Source organism: Pseudomonas sp. NFR09 (genome assembly GCF_900111535.1).
GTDB lineage: Bacteria > Pseudomonadota > Gammaproteobacteria > Pseudomonadales > Pseudomonadaceae > Aquipseudomonas > Aquipseudomonas extremorientalis.
The window spans coordinates 105,473-125,524 of record NZ_FOIH01000015.1 but is presented as its reverse complement, the minus strand read 5'-3'; the positions used below and the strand labels follow the sequence as shown (position 1 = coordinate 125,524).

Genomic DNA, 20,052 nt, shown 5'->3' with positions numbered 1-20,052 from the left:
GCCGTGGGCCGTGCGGGGGTGTTCTCACCCGCGCGCGCGGCTGATCCGCCAACTCGCCAACTGATAAAGCCCCAGTAAACCGCCCGCCAGCAGCAGCGTCCATTGCACACTCAGCGCCGCCGCCAACAAGCCTGCAAGTAACCCGCCGATGGCTTCAAAGCCGAAGCGCATGGCGATATAGAACGCGATCACCCTGCCCCGCAACGCTTCGGGCGCGGCGCTTTGTAGAGTCATGTTGCTGCTGACATTGCTCGCCGTGATGCCAAAGCCCAACCCAGCCAGCGCAACCAGCGTGAGCCACAGCGGTGGGTCGGCCGCCACCGCGCATAACGAAACCGCACAGACCACCGCGCCCATGGCGATGATGCGGCCCAATCGCGAGGTGCTGCCAGCGAAAGCGAGAAAGATCGTGGCCACAAAAGCCCCCGCGCCCGCAGCGCCCCATAGCCAGCCCAGGGTCTGCGCGTCGCCGCTGAACGTGTGCTTGGCCAGAATCGGCAGCAGCACCGTGTAGCAGGAGGCGAGCAGATTCACCATCACCACACTGATCAGCAAGCGCCGAATGGACAGTGTGCCCCACAGGTAGCGCAGGCCTTCGCGGAAAATCTCCCCGGTCGACCCCTTTGCCCGCACGGGCGCACGACTCTGCACCTTGCCCAGCCCGATCAGCAACATACCGAAGGCGATAGCGGTGAGAAGGAAGCAACCGGCCTCACCGCTCCAGTTGATCAGCAAACCGGCCAGCGGTGGGCCGATAAAGCGCGCGGCGTTGATCAGCATTGCATTGAGCACGAGGGCATTGGGCAGGTCGTTGGGGTCATCGACGAAGCTGGCGATCAAGGCCTGGCGCAGAGGCGTTTCCAGGGCGTTGAGCAAACCCAGCAGAAGCGCCATGGCAATGATCACTTCACGGCCCATCCACTGCTGCCAGGTCAGCACGGCCAGGGCCAGCGATTGCAGGGCCAGGGCGGCCTGCACCGCCATCAACAGGCGACGCTTGTCGTGGCGGTCGGACCAGGCGCCCGCCAGCGGCCCGACCAACAGCTGCGGCAACAGCGTCAAAAACGCAATGGCCCCCAGCAGTACGGCCGAGCCCGTCAGGTGGTAGGCCAGCCATGACAGCGCGACCTGTTGCACCCACTTGCCCAGGGTCGAGAGCCCCTGACCGACAAAGTAGATCTGGAAATTGCGATGGCGCAGCGCGCGGATGGGCGTGGGCCATCGGGAGGTAGACGCAGGATTCAAATAAACTCACAGCCCTTTTGTTTCAGGGATTCAAGGACCCAGGAGCGGTCGTTTTCGCCCAGTGCAATCTGTTCCAACTGCTTCTGTTCGGCGGCATGTTTGGCACTGGCGCGATCATACACCTCACCGACCTGCTCGAACGGCACGCAGAGCAATCCATCTTCATCACCGATCACCAGATCGCCCGGTTCGATCACCATACCGGCCAGGGCAATCGGCACATTCACCTCGCCAGGTCCGTCCTTGTAGGGGCCGCGATGGGTGATACCGGCGGCGAACACCGGGAAATCCCCGGTGCCGATGCTGGCTGCGTCGCGAATCGCGCCGTTGATCACAATACCCGCCACACCTTTCTTGATCGCATAAGCCACCATCATCTCGCCAATCAGCGCGTTGCTCAGGTCACCGCCGGCATCCACCACGATCACGTCGCCGGGCTCGGCGATGTCCAGCGCGTGATGCAGCATCAGGTTATCCCCCGGCCGCGCCTTTACGGTGAGCGCTGGCCCGACCAATACGCCCGTGCGATGCATCGGTTGCAGGCTTGCGCCGCCGGCGGTAAGGCGGTGCATGGAGTCGCTGATATTGGCGACAGGCACGCTCCGGTAACGCTCGACCCACTCAACGGCGACCTTGCGTTGCTGCTTGAGCACTCTGAATCCGATGGACATGGGGTATTCCTCTGATGATTTTTGTTTGTTTTGAAACGCCATTTCGAAATTAACACCACAAATTCAAATCAACAAGACTCAAGCCCAACCCAGGCATCAAATGACCAGCGGTACCACTCCTGAAAAACCAGCAGAAAACCCTACCTGGCAAGGTTGGGTACTGTATTTGGCCGATTTTGAAGCGACGGTAAAAAAATTATTTATTGCAACGCCGTTTCATTATGATAATTTCCAGTCACTACCGCACACCGACAAAAACACCAAGGTGCACAGAAATGACCCGAACCCTCCTGCTGACCGGCCCGGAATTGACCGCCGACGCCATGACCCACGCCGCCTCCCACGGCGTGCGCGTCATCCCTACCACCCCCTACGCACCGGCCGATGAACTCATCGCGATCATTGCCAGCGAACAACCGGACGCAATCATCGTGCGCCAGGGCCAACTGACCCGGGAGATGATCAACGCATCGGCCGCACTGAAGATCATCGCCAAGCACGGCGTCGGCTACGACAGCATCGACATCGCCGCCGCCGCCGAACGCCAGATCCCGGTGACTATCGCCCTGGGCGCCAACGCGCAATCGGTGGCCGAACACGCCTTGGCATTGATGTTCAGCGTGGCGCGCCAGACCGCCCTGCTCGACGCACGGCTGCGTGACGGGCATTGGGACAAAGCCACTTCAGTGGGCATCGAACTGTCCGGCAAGACCCTGGGCCTGGTGGGCCTGGGAAGCATCGGACGAATCCTGATGGAACTGGTGGCGCCGCTGCGCATGACCATCAAGGTGTTCGACCCGTACTTGCCGGAACTGCCGAATGTGGAGCGCGTCGACGACATTGATGACCTGCTGACAAGCTGCGATATCATCAGCCTGCATTGCCCACTGACCGAACATAACCGCAACCTGTTTGGCGCGGTGCAGTTCAAGCGCATGCGCCCCGGCAGCCTCCTGATCAATACGGCGCGCGGTGAACTGATCGACACCGAAGCCTTGGTCCACGCCCTGAGCACCGGGCAGATTGCCGGCGCCGGACTCGACACGTTCAACCCCGAACCCCCTCCCGCCGATTCGGCGCTATGGGGCCTGCCTACCCTGGTGGCCACACCGCATGTGGGGGCCAATACCGCCGAAGCACGGGACCGGGTGGGCCTGCTGGCCCTGCAACAAATCATCGATTTCTGGGACGGCATCGCGCCGCCGCCGCGTGCTGTGGTCAACCGCCACCTCTACGCACACTGACATCTCCCGCCGGTTACATGCGGGCTCATCACGCATCTCCAAAAAAAACAATACGGGAGAGAGTCATGCCTATCAGTTCTACCGACATCAGCGCCATCGAGCGCTCAACCATGCGCAAGGTGGCGTGGCGACTGCTGCCGTTCCTGATCCTTTGCTACCTGCTGGCGATCATCGACCGCGGCAACATCGGCATGGCCTCGCTGCAAATGAACCAGGACCTGGGGCTGACCCCGGCGATCTTCGGCTTTGCCAGCAGCCTGTTCTTTGTCTCGTACTTCCTGGTGGAAGTGCCGAGCAACCTGGCCTTGCAGCGCTTCGGCGCACGGGTGTGGATTGCGCGGATCATGATTACCTGGGGCCTGATTTCCGCCGGCACAGCGTTTGTCACCGGCGCCAACTCGCTGTATGTGATGCGCTTCCTGCTGGGTGCGGCCGAGGCAGGATTCTTCCCGGGCGTGCTGCTGTACCTCACTTACTGGCTGCCAGCGGCATACCGTGGGCGCATGGTCGCGATTTTCATGGTGGCGATTCCCGGCGCCAACTTCATCGGCTCACCACTGTCCGGCTTGTTGTTGAGCCTGGACGGCTGGTTCGGCATGCGTGGCTGGCACTGGCTGTTCATCATCGAAGGCATTCCCGCTGTACTGCTGGGCATCGCCTGCCTGTTCGTGCTGACTGATCGCCCGGAACAAGCCAAATGGCTGAACCACGAGCAGCGCCACTGGCTCACTGGCCGCCTCGACGAAGAGCGCAACCGCAAGACCGCCATCGGGCATATCTCCCTGTGGAAACTGCTGCGCCACAAGCACATCTGGGTGCTGGCACTGATCTACTCCGGCGCATCGGCGGCCGGCAGCACAATGAGTGTATGGGCGCCGCAACTGCTCAAGACATTTGGCCTGGACAACCTGGAAATCGGCATGGTCAACGCCATCCCCTACGGGCTCGCGTCCATCCTGATGATTGTGTGGGGCCGCAGCTCCGACAAGACCGGTGAACGCCGCTGGCATACCGCACTCACCCTGCTACTGATCACCGGCGGGTTGCTGCTGGCGCTGGTGACCTCTTCGCTGGTCGCCACGGTGTTCATGTTGTCAATGGTGCTGATCGGTGCGTACTCCATGAAAGGACCGTTCTGGGCGCTGGTCTCGACCTGGCTTTCATCCTCCACCGCAGCCGCTGGCCTGGCCGCCGTAGGCGCGATGGCCAACCTGATAGGCGGCGGCATCATGGTCAACGTGTATGGAACCATTCATCACGCCACAGGCAGCTACGCCCTTGCATTGCTGCCGCTGGCGGCGCTGTGTGCCGCTGGTGCGATCATGGTCTTGCTGATGGGGCGCAAGCAGATGAGCGAAACGGCGCAACTCAACAAACCTGCCAACGCGACCTGAAAAAGCGGGAGGGGCAGCACGATGATTCGACTGCCCTTCTCCCCACCGCTTTGACCGCGCCGACCAATGGCAGTATTTTGCAGCCTACCCGCCCACCCCCTCACAAGGAGCAACCCATGGTAAAAACCCGCCCACGCCCCGCAGTCACCGGGGTGGCCTCGGCTGATCGGGTGCTCACCGTGCTGACTGCCTTCCGCATGGGGGATACCGCCCTGGAACTGGCCGAACTCGCCGCACGCACCGGACTGATCAAAAGCACCATCATGCGTTTGATGGTTTCGCTTGAGAATCACGGCCTGATCACCCGCCTGGCCGATGGTCGCTATCAGCTGGCCACCGAAATCATGCGCTTGAACACGGTGTACCAGGACGGCCTCGATCTTGAACGCCACATCACTCCGCTGCTGCACCGCCTGACTCAGGAAACCGGCGAAACCGCTTCCTTCTACGTACGCCACGGCGCTTATCGGATGTGCCTGTACCGCGTGAACTCCCCTCACCATCTGCGCCTGCACCTGCAACCCGGGGACACTCGCCCCATGGACGGCGCCGCCGGAGCCGAGGCGTTGCGCACACCCTATGCGCTGGCCGCGAAAATGATCAAACCGATTTTCTCCCATGGCGCCACCGACCCCCATGCCTCGTCCATGGCCCTGCCCATCTTCGGTCCAGGGGAAAACCTGATCGGCGCACTGGTACTGTCCGGCCCCGCCAGCCGCCTGACCGCCGAACAGGCGCAGACGCTGCACCCGCTGTTCCAGCAAGCCGCCGTCGAACTAACCCGCAGCCTGGGCGGCGACGCACTTGCCAGCACCGAGGCCCCGCAAAAAAAGCTGCGCGGCAAGAAATCCGACTAAAACGCCGGCCTGCCAGGTGCAAGACGCATCGCACCTCGAGCGACATTCGACCACATGCCATCATCGCAGCACCTGTAATAGTCTATTGCAGGACTCCAATGTACTAACCAGTTACTTATCTTGCTAAAATCGCGTCTTTGCCCTCTCACATTCGAGTCCTATCGACATGAAACGAGCATCGCGCGCCACTGGCGTCTCTAGAATCCTACTGCTGGGCCTGGGCGTGATCATCGCCCTGCTCGGCCTCGCGCTGGCCATTGGCGGCGGCAAACTGGTGAGCCTGGGAGGCTCCTGGTACTTCCTGATCGGCGGTGCGGCCATGGCCGTTTCCGGCTTGCTGATTGCCCAACGCAAGCCGGCGGGCGCGTGGCTGTTCGCGGCCTTCCTGGTCGGCACGGCTCTCTGGGCGGTGGCGGATGTGGGGCTGGTGTTCTGGCCGCTGTTCTCCCGCCTGTTCATGTTTACGGTGATCGGCCTGGTGGTAGCGCTGCTGTACCCGCTGCTGGTCAACCGGCCTGCACGTGGCGCCTATGGCGTGGCGGCGGTATTGGCGGTGGGCGTGGCCGTGGCGGCGGGCAACATGTTTGTCGCCCACCCGAGCGTGGCACCCACCGGCACTGGCCCAGGCATCACGCCGGTGGCCGCGGCCGACGCACAGAAAGACTGGGCGCACTACGGCAACACCGAAGGCGGCAGCCGCTTCGCCGCGCTGGACCAAATCAATCGCGACAATATCAATAAGCTCAAAGTGGCCTGGACCTACCACACCGGTGACGTCGCCCTCAGCGACGGCAACGGTGCCGAAGACCAGCTCACCCCGCTGCAGATCGGCAACAAAGTGTTCATCTGCACGCCGCACAACAACCTGATCGCCCTCGACGCCGACACCGGCAAAGAGCTGTGGAAGAACGAGATCAACGCCAAATCGGCGGTGTGGCAGCGTTGCCGTGGCATGGCCTACTTCGACGCCACTGCGCCGATTGCACAGCCTACCCAACCGAACAGCTCACCGATCATCGCCGCCAGCGTGCCCGCCGGTGCGCAGTGCCAGCGCCGCTTGCTGACCAACACCATCGATGCACGCCTGATCGCCGTGGACGCCGACACCGGCCAGTTCTGCGAAGACTTCGGCACCCACGGCCAGGTGGATTTGAAAGCCGGCCTGGGCAACGTGCCGGACAGCTACTACCAACTGTCCTCGGCACCGCTGATCGCCGGCACCACCGTGGTGGTCGGCGGCCGCGTGGCCGACAACGTGCAGACCGACATGCCCGGCGGCGTGATCCGTGGCTTCGACGTAATCACCGGCCAGATGCGCTGGGCGTTCGACCCGGGCAACCCGGAAGACAAAAAAGCCCCGGCCGACGGTAGCACCTACGTGCGCAGCACGCCGAACAGCTGGGCGCCAATGTCCTATGACCCGCTGATGAACACCGTGTTCTTGCCGATGGGCAGCTCGTCCACCGACATCTACGGTGTGGAACGCACCCAGCTCAACCACAAATACGGCGCGTCGGTACTGGCACTGGACGCCTCCACCGGCACGGAAAAATGGGTGTACCAGACCGTCCACAATGACCTGTGGGACTTCGACCTGCCGATGCAGCCCAGCCTGATCGACTTCACCCCGCCTGGCAGCGACAAGGCTGTGCCTGCGGTGGTGATCGGCACCAAGGCCGGGCAGATCTACGTGCTCGACCGTGCCACCGGCAAGCCGCTGACCGAGGTGAAGGAAGTGCCGGTCAAGGCCGCCAACATCCCTGACGAGCCCTACTCGCCCACCCAGCCAAAATCGGTCGGCATGCCACAGATCGGCGCGCAGACCCTGACCGAATCGGACATGTGGGGCGCCACACCGTTTGACCAGTTGCTGTGCCGCATCGACTTCAAGGGCATGCGCTACGACGGCCTGTACACCGCGCCGGGCACCGATAAATCCCTGAGTTTCCCGGGCTCGCTGGGTGGCATGAACTGGGGCAGCATTTCCACCGACCCGGTGCACGGTTTTATCTTCGTCAACGACATGCGCCTGGGCCTGTGGATCCAGATGATACCCTCGCAGAACAAGGCCCAGGCCGCGTCGGGTGGCGAAGCGCTGAATACCGGCATGGGCGCCGTGCCACTCAAGGGCACGCCGTATGCGGTGAACAAAAACCGCTTCCTGTCGGTGGCCGGTATTCCGTGCCAGGCGCCGCCGTTCGGCACCCTGACTGCGATCGACATGAAGACCCAGAAAGTCGCCTGGCAAGTACCGGTCGGCACCGTCGAGGACACCGGCCCCCTCGGCATCCGCATGCACCTGCCGATCAAGATCGGCCTGCCGACCCTCGGCGGCACCCTGTCGACCCAGGGCGGCCTGATCTTTATCGCCGGCACCCAGGACTTCTACCTGCGCGCCTTCAACAGCGGCAATGGCGAGGAAATCTGGAAGGCCCGCCTGCCCGTCGGCAGCCAGGGCGGCCCGATGACCTACGTATCGCCGAAAACCGGCAAGCAGTACATCGTCATCACCGCCGGTGGCGCACGCCAGTCCACTGACCGTGGCGACTACGTGATCGCCTACGCCCTGCCTTAACCCCCCCTGTTCGCGCGGCGCCTCCCCGGCGCCGCGCCTTGTACCTGGAAAAACCCGCATGACCCCCACTTCTCATATTGCCCTTGGGCGCCTGCTGCTGGGCCTCGCCCTGGGTGCCGCGCTGCCCGTACAAGCCGATGACACCACCCTGACCGGCGACTGGGGCGGCCTGCGCCGTGAACTCGACGCACAGGGCATCCGCTTCACCGGCGACTACAGCGGCGAGACCGCCTACAACGCCCACGGCGGCCAGCACCGCTCGGCGCGCTACTCGCAGAACCTCAAGCTCGGCGTGCAGTTCGACCTGGGCAAGCTCTACGGCTTGAACAATGGCGACCGCATCCAGCTCACGATCAATGACCGGCGCGGCAACAGTGCGTCCGAGGACCTGGTGGGCAACCGCCTGCCGATCCAGGAAAACTACGGCGGTCTCTACACCCGCCTCACCGAGTTGAGCTACGAACGCACGCTGTTCACCCCGGCGCTGAACGTCAAGCTCGGCTACATGGCCATGGGCAATGACCTCGGCGGCCTCGACAGCGGGATCTTGTGCAACTTCATGAACGCCGGGTTCTGCGGGCACCCGCTGAACATGTCCGGCGGCAGCGGCTGGACCAACTACCCGAATGCACGCCTGGGTGCGCGGGTGAAATATGACTTCTCGCCGGCCTGGCAATTGCGCGTTGCCGCCTTCAACGTCGACCCGCAAAGCAACGGCAACTCCAGCCGCGCCTGGCGCCTGGACCCCAAGCACACCACTGGCACCGTAGTGCCCATCGAATTGATCTACAAACACGCCGGCAGCCTGCCGGGTGAATACAAGCTGGGCTATTACTACGACAGCTCCGACGTGAAACGCATCGGCAGCACCAGGAAGGTCAGCGGCCGCGGTGGTCACTACCTGCTGATCGACCAGGCAGTGTGGGCCTCGGACTCATCCGCCGGCCGTGTGCTGCACGCCTTCGGCCAGTATTCCGCCGCCAGCGAAGCGGCCTCGCCGTTCAGCAAGTGGTACGGCGCAGGCGTGGTGCTGTACAAGCCGTTCGAAGGCCGGCCGCGTGACACCCTGGCCCTGGGTTATGGTCGCGCCGTGCCGAACCCGCGCAGCCGCGAGGTACAGGAACTGGCCGCCTTCAAGGCCGGGACCGACTATCCCGACCTGAACAATGCCGAACAACTGATCGAACTCAGCTACGGCTACCAGGCCACCCCCTGGCTGACCCTGCGCCCGGATGTGCAATACATCATCGAGCCGGGTGCGTTTTCCGGTGACAACATCGACAACGCCCTGGTGCTGGGCCTGCAGGTCAAGGCGGTGTTCTGAAGCGACTCAGTCGTCTGATGGCAACGCCCTGTTCGCCTGCTCGAGCGCAGTGATGCGCTCGACTTTCCTCCCGGAGCGCTCCGCTTCGAACTCCGATTCCAGGAACACTTTGACGATGCTCTTGGCCAGCTCGGGCCCGATCACCCGCGCACCGATGGACAGGATCTGCGCATCGTTGCTCTTGCGTGCGCGCTCGGCCGAATAGGTATCGTGGGCCTGGGCGGCCCGCACACCCTTGATCTTGTTGGCGGAAATCGCCATGCCGATGCCGGTGCCGCAGATCAACACACCCAGGCGCTGCTCACCCGCGCCCACCGCCGTGGCTACGGCTGCTGCGATGTCCGGGTACAGCACCGGGCTGGACGAATGGCAGCCAAAGTCCTCGACCCCATACCCCAGGCTTTCGATAAAGCGCTTGAGCATTTCCTTGAGCTCAAAGCCTGCCTCGTCGCATCCGATGGCCACCGAAAACATCGTTTGTGCACCCATTACTGTTTCTCCATCAGACCGATCAAATGATCACTCACTGAAATTATGCACAATCATTAGCGGACGATCAGCCCACCGCTGTCAAGGCTTATTTCAAGGCGACAGCCCACTAAAACGATAAAAGCACGGGCGAACACTGTGCCAAACCATTGACAAAGCCGGCCCGAGCAGTTTAAACATATGATCACTATCCGATCATATGATCAGGCTGTTGGATAAGCCTACCTAATAAGAAAATCAGCAAGAGGACACACCGATGGCCCCGCCATTACTGCTCCACGCTGAACAAGTTTCCAAGGCCTACGCCGGGGTCCCTGCCCTGCGCGACGGGCGCCTCTCCCTGCGGGCCGGCAGCGTGCACGCACTGTGCGGCGGCAATGGCGCCGGCAAATCCACCTTCCTCAGCATCTTGATGGGCATCACCCAGCGTGACGCCGGCAGCATCCTGCTCAACGGCCAGCCGGTGCAGTTCGACCGCCCCAGCGCAGCCCTCGCCGCCGGGGTGGCGATGATCACCCAGGAGCTGGAACCCATCCCCTACATGACCGTCGCCGAAAATATCTGGCTGGGCCGCGAGCCACGCCGCGCCGGCTGTATCGTCGACAGCAAGGAACTGAACCGACGCACCCGCGAACTGCTGCAAAGCCTGGAGTTCGACGTGGACGCCACCAGCCCCATGCATCGCCTGAGCGTGGCGCAGATCCAACTGGTGGAGATCGCCAAGGCGTTCAGCCATGACTGCCAGGTGATGATCATGGACGAACCCACCTCGGCCATCGGCGAACACGAAGCGCAAACCCTGTTCAAGGCGATCCGCCGCCTGACCGCCCGTGGCGCCGGGATCATCTATGTGTCGCACCGCCTGAGTGAACTGGCGCAGATTGCCGATGACTACAGCATCTTCCGCGACGGCGCCTTTGTGGAAAGCGGGCGCATGGTCGATATCGACCGCGCCCACCTGGTGCGCGGCATCGTCGGCCAGGAGTTGCAGCGCATCGACCATAAAGTCGGCCGCGAATGCGCCGCCGCCACGTGCCTGGATGTCAATGGCCTGAGCCGCGACGGCGAGTTCCAGGACATCAGCCTGCAACTGCGCCAGGGCGAAATCCTCGGCATCTATGGGCTGATGGGTTCGGGCCGCAGCGAATTCCTCAACTGCCTGTATGGCCTGACCCTGCCGGACGCCGGCAGCGCCACCCTGCAAGGCCAGCCCCTGCCCACCGGCACCCCGGCGGCGACCATCCGCGCCGGCATGTCCCTGGTCACCGAAGACCGCAAGGACAGTGGCCTGGTGCTCAGCGCCAGCATCCTCGCCAACATCGCGCTGTCGGCCTACAAGCAATTGTCGAGCTGGTCGGTGATCAATGCGCGCAAGGAACAGGCCCTGGCGCAGAGCATGGTCAAGCGCCTGCAGATCAAGATCTCGTCCCTGGACCTGCCGGTGGAGTCCATGAGCGGCGGCAACCAGCAGAAAGTGGTGCTCGCCAAATGCCTGTCGACCCAGCCGATCTGCCTGCTGTGCGACGAACCCACGCGCGGCATCGACGAAGGCGCCAAGCAGGAGATCTATCACCTGCTCGACGAATTCGTGCGCGCCGGCGGTGCTGCCATCGTGGTCTCGTCCGAGGCGCCGGAACTGCTGCACCTGAGTGACCGCATCGCGGTGTTCAAGGGCGGCCGCCTGGTGACCGTCAGCAGCGACACCGCCCTTTCCCAGGAAGCCTTGTTGAGTCTTGCCTCATGAACAGTAAAGTCCTCGCCGCACCCGTCACTGCCGCGCCGCGCAACCGCCTGCGCTTGTCCCTCGACCGCTTCGGCCTGCCGCTGGTGTTTATCCTGCTGTGCCTGGTGATGGCGTTTTCCAGCGAATACTTCATGACCTGGCGCAACTGGATGGACATCCTGCGCCAGACCTCCATTAACGGCATCCTGGCCGTGGGCATGACCTACGTGATCCTCACCAAGGGCATCGACCTGTCGGTGGGCTCGATCCTGGCCTTCGCCGGCTTGTGCAGCGCGCTGGTCGCCACCCAGGGTTATGGCCTGTTGGCGGCGGTGAGTGCGGGGATGTTTGCCGGGGCCATGCTCGGCGTGGTCAACGGTTTCATGGTAGCCAACCTGAGCATCCCACCCTTTGTCGCCACCCTCGGCATGCTCAGCGTGGCGCGGGGCATGACCTTTATTCTCAACGACGGCAGCCCGGTCACCGACCTGCCGGACAGCTTCCTCGCCATGGGCATCGGCAAGCTGGGCCCCATTGGCGTGCCGATCATTATCTTTGCGGTGGTCGCGCTGATCTTCTGGATGGTGCTGCGCTACACCACCTACGGGCGCTACGTGTACGCCGTGGGCGGCAACGAAAAAAGCGCGCGCACCTCCGGCATCGGCGTGCGCAAGGTCACGTTCTCGGTGTATGTGATTTCCGGCCTGCTGGCGGGGTTGGCCGGTGTGGTGCTGGCGGCGCGCACCACCTCGGCCCTGCCCCAGGCGGGCGTATCTTATGAGCTGGATGCGATTGCGGCGGTGGTGATCGGCGGTACCAGTCTGTCGGGTGGCACCGGCAGCATTGTCGGCACGTTGTTTGGCGCGCTGCTGATCGGTGTGATCAACAACGGTTTGAACCTGCTCGGGGTGTCGTCGTATTACCAACAAGTGGCCAAGGGATTGATCATCGTGCTTGCGGTGTTGATTGATGTCTGGCGCAAGAAAAAACGCTAAGTGGAGTGTGTGCAATGTCCAATTTCTGGAACCAGGCGTTCGACCTCACCGGCCGTTGCGCCGTGATCACCGGGGGCGCCGCCGGTATCGGCCTGGCCTGTGCCCAGTTGCTGGTGGAGCGCGGCGCCCGGGTGGCGTTGCTGGACCGTGACCCGGCGGTGGTCGAAGTGGCTGCCAGCCTCGGCGCGGGTCATGTGGGGCTGGTGGCTGACCTGCGCCAGCTCGATTCGCTGCAGGCCGTCGTCGACCAGGCCGCTGCCGGGCTCGGGCGCATCGATTACCTGGTCAACAGCGCGGGGGTCGCGCTGCTCGACAAGGCCCTGGACGTGGATGAAAACGCCTGGGACACCACCCTGGACATCAACCTCAAGGCCAGCTTCTTCGTGGCGCAGGCCTGTGCCCGCTACATGATCGAACAAGGCGGCGGGCGTATCGTCAACCTTGCCTCCCAGGCCGCCGTCATCGGCCTGGACCGTCATGTGGCCTACTGCGCGAGCAAGGCCGCCGTGGTCGGCATGACCAAGGTGCTGGCCATGGAATGGGCGCCCCACGGCATTAACGTCAACGCCGTGTCACCGACCATCGTCGAGACCGCCCTGGGCAAGAAAGCCTGGACGGGCGAACTGGGCGAACGGGCCAAATTGCAGATCCCGGTGGGGCGCTTCGCCCAGCCGGAAGAAATCGCCGGCCTGGTGCTCTACCTGGTCAGCGACGCGGCCAGGATGATCACCGGGGAAAACGTAGTGATCGACGGCGGCTACAGCATTCAGTAAGCCGATTCCAGACGAATAAGAACAAGGAAACACCCAATGAATCGAGTCATCAATGATGCGGACCTGGTGGTCGAGGACATGCTCGCGGGCATCCTCCTGGCGCACCCGGAACTGGTGCAGTACGAGAGCAACCCACGGGTCATCCGCAAACGCACGTCCTCACCGGCCGGCCAGGTCGGTATTGTCACCGGCGGCGGTTCGGGGCACGAGCCGGCGTTTCTAGGCTATGTCGGCCCGGGGCTGGTGGATGCGGTGGCGGTGGGCGAGATTTTCTCTTCACCCACCGCCAAGAGCTTCTTCGACGCGTTCCGTGCCGCCGACCAGGGCGCAGGCGTGGCGTGCCTGTATGGCAACTATGCCGGCGACAACATGAACGTGAAGCTGGCGATGAAAATGGCCGCCAGCAAAGCCATGGACATCCGCACCGTGGTGGCCAACGACGACGTGGCCTCCGCCCCGCCCGCCGAAATCGCCAAGCGGCGTGGCGTGGCCGGCGAGATCTTCATGTGGAAGATCGGCGGTGCCGCCGCCGCCCAGGGCTACGACCTTGACGGCGTGATCCGCGTGGCGCAGAAGGCCGTGGACCATTGCCGCTCCATCGGCGTGGGGCTCACGCCCTGCACCATTCCGGCGGTAGGCAAACCCAACTTCCAGATTGCTGACGGTCTGATGGAACTGGGCATCGGCCACCATGGCGAACCCGGTATCGAAGTGGTGCCGGTGGAGTCCGCCGCCGCCATGGCCGAGCGCATGCTTGCGCCGATCCTGGCCGACCGCGACTTCACCCAGGACCAGAGCGTGGTGGTGCTGGTCTCGGGCCTGGGCGCCACGCCGGTGATGGAGCTGTATATTTTCTACGCCGAGGTCGAGCGCCAACTGCGCGCCAAGGGCCTGCGCATACACCGCTGTTACGTGGGCAACTACTTCACGTCCCTGGAAATGATGGGCGTGACCCTGACCCTGCTTGGCCTCGACGCCGAGCTGAGCCGTTTGATCGACCAACCTTGCCGCTCCATCGGCATGACCCAGTCGGAGTGAAGCATGAGCGAACATTTCCCGAGCAACACCGGCAGCGCCATCGTCACCAACCTGGTGTCGATCATCGTCGCCAACCGCGAATACCTCAGTGAAGTGGACGGCGCCATCGGCGACGGCGACCACGGCATCAACATGGCCAAGGGATTCTCGCGCTGCGGCAAGACCCTGGAGGGCCGCGAACTGTCCCTGGCCGAGGCGCTGGACGAACTGACCCTGGCGTTGATGGAAGGCATCGGCGGCTCCATGGGCCCGCTGTATGGCAGCCTGTTTATCGGCATGGCCGACGAAGTGCGCGGCCGCGATAGCATCGATGGGGCGACCTTCGCCAGGCTGCTGCGTGGCGGCCTGACCTCACTGCAAGACATCAGCGACGCCGGCGTGGGTGACAAGTGCCTGATGGATACGTTGATTCCAGCGGTCGAGGCGTTCGAACAGGCCCAGGCCAGCGGCGCGACGTTCCGCGAAGCGTTGCACCGGATGAAAAGCGCCGCGTCCCAGGGCCGTGATTCCACCCGCGACCTGGTGGCCAAGATCGGCCGCGCCAGCCGCCTGGGGGAGCGCTCCCTGGGAGTACTGGATGCGGGCGCAGTGTCGTGCTGCCTGATCCTGACCAACCTTGCCGAATCGGTTGAGGCGCGGTTGGTGGCCTAGGTGTGGGAGCGGGTTTGCCCTACACAGCCTCTTTGGTGGACGGGGCTTTCTGTGGCGAGCGGGCTTGCCACAACAAGCCCGCTCACCACAACAAGCGGGCTCACCACATACAAGATGTCACCTAGCGGCGCGTTGCATCATCCAGGGCAAGGATCGTGTAGGCATTCGAGACGGTCGTCGCCAGGGTGTTGATCACCCCGGAGCGCAACGCACCGAGGGTGGCCGCCGCCTTGGTGTTTTCGCTGGCAATCGCTACCACGTCGGGAATGCGCACCAGTTCCTGTACCGACAGGCCGATCACCCGGCCCTGCATGGCGTTGACCGCCGGCTGGCCGTGGATGTCGATGAAGTCGTAGCCCATCATGTCACCGACCGTACCGGACACCCGGGCCTGGGCGATTTCCTGGGGCGAGAACCAGCCCATGCGCACCATGTTGCTGTTCTCGCTCATGTCGCCGATGCCGATCAAAGCGATATCGGCGCGGCGCGCACGGTCGAGGGTGGAGCGCACGGTGTCGTTGTTGATCAGCACGCTGCGCAGTTCCGGGTTGGCCACCAGGGCCGGGGCGTACAGGGTTTCGCTCTCGGCGCCGAAACGCAGGGCCAGGCGCCGGCAGATATGGTCGGGGTTCATGTATTCGCCGGCCTTGAGCGAGCCGCCGATGGCGCAAACGAAGGTGCAGTTGCGCGTCACCGGCAGGAACACGTTCTCGGCCACGGCGCCCACGTTGCGGCCCATGCCGACGGCGACGATCATGCCGTCGCTGAGGGTCTTGTTCAGGTAGTTGGCCACCAGGCTGGCCACGGCCGAGCGCTGGGTGTCGGGGTCGCCGTGGTCGACCGCGATCAAGGCGCGGTCCAACTGGAAACGCTCGACCAGCGCCTGCTCCAACTCCGTGTTCAGGGCCGGATGCTGCAACACCCGCACCTCCACCACCCCTTCATCACGGGCGCGCTTGAGCAAGCGGCTGACCTTGACCCGCGACAGGTCGAAGCGCTTGGCAATGGCTTCCTGGGTGATGTTGTCGAGGTAATAAAGCATGGCCACTTCGGTCATCAGGTCGATGTCGCTGGCGGCACGCTGGGCACTGTCGGTCATGGGAGCTTCCATTTACGCCACAAAAAACCATTCTCCCTAGTCTGTACGGTGCAAGTCCAGCGGCGAATGGGCGATGCCTGCAAAGTTTCTAATGGCTGTGCTGGTATTCCCGTGGCGTGCAGCCGAACTCGCGGCGGAACACGGTGTGCAGGTACTGCGCCGACTTGAAGCCGCACTGCTGGGCGATGTCGGCAATCGCCAGGTGGTTGCCCTGCAAGCCCTTGGCGGCGCTGGCGAGTTTGAAGCGCAGGATCTCGTCGTGCACGCTGCACCCGCGCGCCTTGCGAAAGTGCGACTCCAGCGATGAACGCGACACGCCGACATAGGCCGCCACCTGCGCCGTCTTGATGCCCTGGCAGGCGTATTGGCGGATAAACAGCAACGCCTGCATCACATAGGGGTTGCCCAAGGGTTGGTGCAGGCTCGACGCCTGCACGTTGATCGCATCCGGCGGCACCAGCACCTGCGTGCCGGTGCAAGGCTTGCCATGCAGCATCTGGTGCAACAGCGCGGCGGCGGTGCGGCCCATGGTTTCGGTGCCCTGGATCACCGAACTCAACGGCACGCGCGTGAGGGTGCGGGTCAGTGGGTCGTTGTCGATACCGATCAGCGCCACCTCTTCCGGCACCGCGATGCCGGCGGTGAGACAGGCTTGCAGCAGTTGCCGGGCGCGGGCGTCGGTGACCGCAATGATCCCGATGGGCTTGGGCAGGCTCTGCAGCCAGGCGATCTGCTGCTCCACCGCGCTGTCCCACAGCGGCGCACTGGTGCCCAGGCCGCGATAGATCTGCACTGGCAAGCCATCGCGTTGCAGCAAGCGCTTGAAGGCCTTTTCGCGCTCCTGGGCCCAGCGATTGGCCTGGGCTTCGGGCAGGCTGAAACAGGCGAACCGCGTCACACCGGCCTCGATCAAATGTTCATAGGCCAGCTTCATCAAGGCCGCATTATCGGTGGCCACATAGGGAATGCCCTTGGGGTAGGCGCGCACATCCTCATAAGAACCGCCCACTGCCACCACCGGCACCTTGCTGCCGGCCAGCGCCTCGCCGATCAGCGGGTCGTCGAAGTCGGCGATGATGCCGTCGCCCTGCCAGCGCTCAATGCCTTTGAGGCGGCACAGGAAGTCCTCTTCAAGGAACAAGTCCCAGGACGCGCGGGTACTGCTCAGGTAATTGCCGATCCCGGCGATGATGCCACGGTCGTAGATTTTGCTGCCGTTGAACAGCAAGGCGATGCGGTGCACGGGCGGTAGGGTTTTCATTGTTGTTGTCCTGGGGCCGGTCGCAACAGCCTAGACCCTGCCACTCAAAATCGCACCCTCCCTTGGTGATTTTCATAATCGGCAGCCCATTGGCCGTTGCTAGTATCGGGGCACCGCCAAGAACAATAAGGAAAACGCCATGCCGTACTTCCCCGGTGTCGAGAAGGTTCGCTTCGAAGGCCCCAGCAGCGACTCTGCCCTCGCCTTTCGCCATTACGACGCCAATAAAATCATCCTCGGCAAACCCATGCGCGAACACCTGCGCATGGCCGCCTGTTATTGGCACACCTTCGTCTGGCCAGGGGCGGATATGTTTGGCGTGGGCACCTTCAAACGGCCATGGCAACGCAGTGGTGAGCCGATGGATCTGGCCATCGGCAAGGCCGATGCGGCCTTCGAGTTTTTCACCAAGCTGGGCATCGACTACTACAGCTTTCACGACACGGACGTCGCCCCCGAAGGCAGCTCGCTCAAGGAATACCGCAATCACTTTGCGCAGATGGTCGACCACCTGGAACGCCATCAGGAACAGACCGGCATCAAACTGCTGTGGGGCACCGCCAACTGCTTCAGCAACCCACGCTTTGCAGCCGGCGCCGCGAGCAACCCGGACCCGGAGGTGTTTGCCTACGCCGCCGCCCAGGTGTTCAGCGCGATGAACGCGACGCTGCGGCTCAAAGGCGCCAACTATGTACTGTGGGGCGGCCGTGAAGGCTATGAAACCCTGCTCAACACCGACCTCAAGCGCGAACGCGAACAGCTCGGACGCTTTATGCGCATGGTGGTAGAGCACAAGCACAAGATCGGCTTCAAGGGCGACCTGCTGATCGAGCCCAAGCCCCAGGAGCCGACCAAACATCAATACGATTACGACAGCGCCACCGTGTTCGGCTTCCTGCATGAGTTCGGCCTGGAGCATGAGATCAAGGTCAACATTGAGGCCAACCACGCGACCCTGGCCGGGCACAGCTTTCATCATGAGATCGCAACCGCCGTGTCCCTCGGGATTTTCGGCAGCATCGACGCCAACCGTGGCGACCCGCAGAACGGCTGGGACACCGACCAGTTCCCCAACAGCGTCGAGGAAATGACCCTGGCCACTTATGAAATCCTCAAGGCCGGGGGTTTCAAGAATGGCGGCTACAATTTCGATTCCAAGGTACGCCGCCAGAGCCTCGATGAGGTGGACCTGTTCCACGGGCATGTGGCGGCCATGGATGTGTTGGCGCTGGCGCTGGAGCGGGCGGCGGCCATGGTCGAGAACGACCGGTTGCAGCAGTTCAAGGACCAGCGTTACGCCGGCTGGCAGCAGCCGCTGGGCCAGGCGGTGCTGGCGGGGGAATTCAGCCTGGAATCCCTGGCCGAGCATGCCTTTGCCCATGAGCTGAACCCGCAGGCGGTGAGTGGTCGGCAAGAGATGCTGGAAGGTATTGTGAATCGCTTTATCTACCGTTGACTGTGTGACATGCGGGATTTTCTTGTGGCGAGCGGGCTTGTTGTGGCGAGCGGGCTTGCCCCGCGTTGGGCTGCGAAGCAGCCCCAGAACCAGGCGCCTAGGTGTGTCAGGTGAAAACATGTCGCCAGGAAAGGGGCCGCTTCGCGCCCCAACGCGGGGCAAGCCCGCTCGCCACAACAGCTCACTTGCCACAACACGCTTCATCGCCACAAGTACGGTGTTTGCCTAGAGTCTTTCCAACAACAATAAAAGGACGCATAACCATGAAACGCACCCTCATCGCCACTGCCCTTGCCCTGTTCGCCCTGCCGGTGCTGGCCGACTCGGCCCACCCGAAGATCGGCTTCTCCATCGATGACTTGCGCCTGGAACGCTGGTCCCGCGACCGCGACTACTTCGTCGCCGCCGCAGAGAAACTCGACGCCAAAGTCTTCGTGCAATCCGCCGATGCCAACGAGCAAAAACAGATCTCCCAGATCGAAAACCTGATTTCCCGCGGCGTCGATGTGATCGTCATCGTACCGTTCAACGCCACCGTGCTCACCAACGCCGTCGCCGAAGCCAAGAAAGCCGGGATCAAGGTGGTGTCCTATGACCGCCTGATCCTGAATGCGGACATCGACGCCTACATCTCCTTCGATAACGAAAAGGTCGGCGAAATGCAGGCCAGCGGCGTGCTGCAAGCGGCGCCCAAGGGCAACTACTTCCTGCTCGGCGGCGCGCCCACCGACAACAACGCCAAGGTGCTGCGCGAAGGCCAGATGAAAGTGCTGCAACCGGCCATCGACAAGGGCGATATCAAGGTGGTCGGCCAGCAGTGGGTCAAGGAATGGAACCCCACCGAGGCCCTGAGCATCGTCGAAAACGCCCTGACCCGGAACAACAACAAGATCGACGCCATCGTCGCCTCCAACGACGCCACCGCCGGCGGTGCGATCCAGGCCCTGGCCGCGCAGAAACTGGCGGGCAAGGTGCCGATCTCCGGCCAGGATGCCGACCTGGCGGCGGTCAAGCGCGTGATCGACGGCACCCAGACCATGACCGTGTACAAGCCGCTCAAGCTGATCGCCAGCGAAGCCGCCAAACTCTCGGTGCAACTGGCGCGCAATGAGCAACCCACCTACAGCTCGCAGTACGACAACGGCAGCAAAAAGGTCGACACCATCCTGCTCACCCCGACCCCGCTGACCAAGGCGAACATCGACCTGCTGGAGAAAGACGGGTTCTACACCAAAGAGCAGATGGCCGGGCAGTAAG

At 63.2% G+C, this 20,052-nt stretch carries 17 protein-coding genes; 12 read left to right on the top strand and 5 right to left on the bottom strand.

The window, feature by feature from the left end; all coding sequences use genetic code 11:
* Positions 1 to 24 precede the first annotated feature (24 nt).
* Positions 25 to 1,245, bottom strand: coding sequence for an MFS transporter (locus BMX59_RS27355; RefSeq protein ID WP_083351571.1), 1,221 nt, complete (start codon positions 1,243 to 1,245; stop codon positions 25 to 27).
* On the bottom strand, positions 1,242 to 1,916 hold the full coding sequence (locus tag BMX59_RS27350; protein ID WP_071491471.1) for an RraA family protein: 675 nt from the start codon (positions 1,914 to 1,916) through the stop codon (positions 1,242 to 1,244). The genes BMX59_RS27355 and BMX59_RS27350 overlap by 4 nt, the downstream gene beginning before the upstream one ends.
* A 275-nt stretch (positions 1,917 to 2,191) precedes the next feature.
* Between BMX59_RS27350 and BMX59_RS27345 the strand changes: the two genes are divergently transcribed.
* The 5 genes from BMX59_RS27345 to BMX59_RS27325 all read left to right on the top strand — a co-directional run bounded on the left by BMX59_RS27345 (position 2,192) and on the right by BMX59_RS27325 (position 9,310).
* Positions 2,192 to 3,160, top strand: a complete 969-nt coding sequence (locus tag BMX59_RS27345) for a hydroxyacid dehydrogenase (protein ID WP_093127989.1) — start codon at positions 2,192 to 2,194, stop codon at positions 3,158 to 3,160.
* A 65-nt stretch (positions 3,161 to 3,225) separates the two neighbouring features.
* A complete protein-coding gene (locus tag BMX59_RS27340) occupies positions 3,226 to 4,554 on the top strand; it encodes an MFS transporter (RefSeq protein ID WP_093127986.1) in 1,329 nt (442 codons plus the stop codon).
* A 116-nt stretch (positions 4,555 to 4,670) separates the two neighbouring features.
* Positions 4,671 to 5,411 carry an IclR family transcriptional regulator gene (locus tag BMX59_RS27335; protein WP_071491474.1) on the top strand — a complete coding sequence of 247 codons (741 nt, stop codon included), beginning with the start codon at positions 4,671 to 4,673 and terminating at the stop codon, positions 5,409 to 5,411.
* A gap of 166 nt (positions 5,412 to 5,577) precedes the next feature.
* Complete coding sequence (locus BMX59_RS27330) at positions 5,578 to 7,986, top strand: glucose/quinate/shikimate family membrane-bound PQQ-dependent dehydrogenase (RefSeq protein WP_093127983.1); 2,409 nt, start codon at positions 5,578 to 5,580, stop codon at positions 7,984 to 7,986.
* A gap of 58 nt (positions 7,987 to 8,044) precedes the next feature.
* A complete protein-coding gene (locus BMX59_RS27325; RefSeq protein ID WP_092246063.1) occupies positions 8,045 to 9,310 on the top strand; it encodes a carbohydrate porin in 1,266 nt (421 codons plus the stop codon).
* Positions 9,311 to 9,316: 6 nt separating this feature from the next.
* Here BMX59_RS27325 and rpiB read toward each other — a convergent pair whose 3' ends face one another.
* The gene (gene rpiB, locus BMX59_RS27320) at positions 9,317 to 9,799 is read right to left on the bottom strand and encodes a ribose 5-phosphate isomerase B (protein WP_170856088.1); all 483 of its coding nucleotides are present in this window, start codon (positions 9,797 to 9,799) and stop codon (positions 9,317 to 9,319) included.
* Between the two features lie 256 nt (positions 9,800 to 10,055).
* Here rpiB and BMX59_RS27315 point away from each other — a divergent pair, with 256 nt between their 5' ends.
* Genes BMX59_RS27315 through dhaL form a run of 5 tightly spaced genes read left to right on the top strand, consistent with a single transcriptional unit; the run spans position 10,056 to position 14,979 of the window.
* The gene (locus tag BMX59_RS27315; protein WP_093127979.1) at positions 10,056 to 11,543 is read left to right on the top strand and encodes a sugar ABC transporter ATP-binding protein; all 1,488 of its coding nucleotides are present in this window, start codon (positions 10,056 to 10,058) and stop codon (positions 11,541 to 11,543) included.
* Entirely contained in the window at positions 11,540 to 12,517 is a 978-nt protein-coding gene (locus BMX59_RS27310; protein WP_076954377.1) for an ABC transporter permease, read from the top strand. The genes BMX59_RS27315 and BMX59_RS27310 overlap by 4 nt, the downstream gene beginning before the upstream one ends.
* A 14-nt stretch (positions 12,518 to 12,531) precedes the next feature.
* Positions 12,532 to 13,290 carry an SDR family oxidoreductase gene (locus BMX59_RS27305; RefSeq protein WP_093127976.1) on the top strand — a complete coding sequence of 253 codons (759 nt, stop codon included), beginning with the start codon at positions 12,532 to 12,534 and terminating at the stop codon, positions 13,288 to 13,290.
* A gap of 36 nt (positions 13,291 to 13,326) precedes the next feature.
* Positions 13,327 to 14,328 (top strand): dihydroxyacetone kinase subunit DhaK, encoded by a 1,002-nt coding sequence (locus BMX59_RS27300; protein ID WP_071494915.1) that lies wholly within the window; start codon positions 13,327 to 13,329, stop codon positions 14,326 to 14,328.
* A gap of 3 nt (positions 14,329 to 14,331) precedes the next feature.
* The gene (gene dhaL / locus BMX59_RS27295; protein ID WP_071491482.1) at positions 14,332 to 14,979 is read left to right on the top strand and encodes a dihydroxyacetone kinase subunit DhaL; all 648 of its coding nucleotides are present in this window, start codon (positions 14,332 to 14,334) and stop codon (positions 14,977 to 14,979) included.
* A gap of 121 nt (positions 14,980 to 15,100) precedes the next feature.
* Here dhaL and BMX59_RS27290 read toward each other — a convergent pair whose 3' ends face one another.
* Both BMX59_RS27290 and BMX59_RS27285 read right to left on the bottom strand, forming a co-directional pair.
* Positions 15,101 to 16,078 carry a sugar-binding transcriptional regulator gene (locus BMX59_RS27290; RefSeq protein ID WP_071491483.1) on the bottom strand — a complete coding sequence of 326 codons (978 nt, stop codon included), beginning with the start codon at positions 16,076 to 16,078 and terminating at the stop codon, positions 15,101 to 15,103.
* Positions 16,079 to 16,166: 88 nt separating this feature from the next.
* The gene (locus BMX59_RS27285; protein ID WP_093127973.1) at positions 16,167 to 17,339 is read right to left on the bottom strand and encodes a XylR family transcriptional regulator; all 1,173 of its coding nucleotides are present in this window, start codon (positions 17,337 to 17,339) and stop codon (positions 16,167 to 16,169) included.
* Positions 17,340 to 17,478: 139 nt separating this feature from the next.
* On the opposite strand from BMX59_RS27285, the gene xylA reads away from it, so the two are divergent.
* Both xylA and xylF read left to right on the top strand, forming a co-directional pair.
* Positions 17,479 to 18,795: a xylose isomerase gene (gene xylA / locus BMX59_RS27280; RefSeq protein WP_071491485.1), complete on the top strand. Its 1,317-nt coding sequence runs from the start codon at positions 17,479 to 17,481 to the stop codon at positions 18,793 to 18,795.
* Between the two features lie 263 nt (positions 18,796 to 19,058).
* Positions 19,059 to 20,051 (top strand): D-xylose ABC transporter substrate-binding protein, encoded by a 993-nt coding sequence (xylF, locus tag BMX59_RS27275; protein ID WP_071491486.1) that lies wholly within the window; start codon positions 19,059 to 19,061, stop codon positions 20,049 to 20,051.
* Position 20,052: the final 1 nt, after the last annotated feature.